Consider the following 1,322-nt stretch of genomic DNA (forward strand, 5'->3'; position numbering starts at 1 on the left):
AATAAGAAGAACTCCTTTAGTACTAAAAATACATTAGGAGGTTTTTTACTTTGAAAAGATTAAGATGTCCTGAATGTGGAGTATGGTTTAATGAAGATGATACTGTTTACATTAATCAAAATTATACATTAATGCATGAAAAATGTTCTATTCATACTAGAGCTCCTATCATGGATAAAGGTAATTATCTATATATTGGATTTAAGTATTATGATTGGGATGTAGATAAGGAATTAATTATGGATTACTTACACTGAAAAATGTAGTAAAATCACATTATAACAATTACCAATTTAAGGGGATGTTTCCATATGTCAATTAATAAATTTAGAAGTTTCCTTTATTCATTTGCTAAACTTCTAGGTGACATTAACTCAGTTAAAAAAGGTACTGTTGGGAAAAGAATCGCAAGAAGAGCTGTTGGTAAGGCAACTGGGAAGGCTATGAATAAATTGTTTAAATAGATTATATATAAAGGTTTAAGCCCCTCTCATAGAGAGAAGGGCTTTTAATTATCATATGGTCGATATTTTTTCCTAGCTTCCTCTAGTTCTTTCTTTTTTTGTTCAATATCATGACGAATAAATAAACTTTCACCACGTAACTTTTTTACTGGTTTTAGTTTTCCACTTGAAATTAATTGACTCATTCTTTGTCTTGTTACATCTAATAATTTAGCTGCTTCAGATGTGGTGAGAACTTCGTTTCTCACAAAGTCCTCGACCTCTTGACGATTTTTCAAATGATATTCCAACAACTTCAACTCCTTAAATTCTTGATGATTACAAATATTGAATATGCCAAAGTTACGATCATTAATGCTGTAGTGAACCAATTTGTAAATAACTGTTGTATTCCTATTGTTGCAGCACTTAACAAAATTAATGAAAAAATGTACTTTTGCTTTTTCTTCATATTTTATGCTAGACTGTGTATAATCTTTATTGAGAAGCGAGTCGGGCGAAAACTCGCTTCCCTTTCGATTATTCCTTGTCCTTCTTATTATTTTCTTCATCCGATTGTTTGGATTGTTGGAAAATCCAAGCAATTGAAACGATGTAGAATATAATTTGAAGGATTTTTATTATGTTGTCTAGCATTTTCTCACCTCCTTATATACTTATAATATCCCATCTATTAACTATTGTCAATAGTTATAATAAAAAAATTCCTTTATTTCAACTTTTTTACTTATTTATTTTATTGGACTAAAGGGGCAGGTTAGTTTAAGTGGGGAATTTACTTATTTTGAATTGTTCAATTAGATTGAGCAAATGTTAACAGCTTATCAATTCCTTTAATGGGATAACCCAGAGTATTAG

The 1,322-nt window shown here is 29.7% G+C and carries 3 protein-coding genes; 2 read left to right on the forward strand and 1 reads right to left on the reverse strand.

Annotated features, from left to right (window positions below):
- Positions 1 to 50: 50 nt before the first annotated feature.
- Positions 51 to 257, forward strand: coding sequence for a hypothetical protein (locus HU235_RS12105; protein ID WP_174880370.1), 207 nt, complete (start codon positions 51 to 53; stop codon positions 255 to 257).
- A gap of 54 nt (positions 258 to 311) precedes the next feature.
- Entirely contained in the window at positions 312 to 464 is a 153-nt protein-coding gene (locus HU235_RS12110; RefSeq protein ID WP_174880371.1) for a hypothetical protein, read from the forward strand.
- A gap of 44 nt (positions 465 to 508) precedes the next feature.
- Here the strand turns inward: HU235_RS12110 and HU235_RS12115 are convergent, their stop codons facing one another.
- The gene (locus tag HU235_RS12115) at positions 509 to 754 is read right to left on the reverse strand and encodes a helix-turn-helix domain-containing protein (protein ID WP_174880372.1); all 246 of its coding nucleotides are present in this window, start codon (positions 752 to 754) and stop codon (positions 509 to 511) included.
- Positions 755 to 1,322 lie beyond the last annotated feature (568 nt).

The organism is Metabacillus niabensis, assembly GCF_902829255.1.
Classification (GTDB): Bacteria; Bacillota; Bacilli; order Bacillales; family Bacillaceae; genus Metabacillus; species Metabacillus niabensis.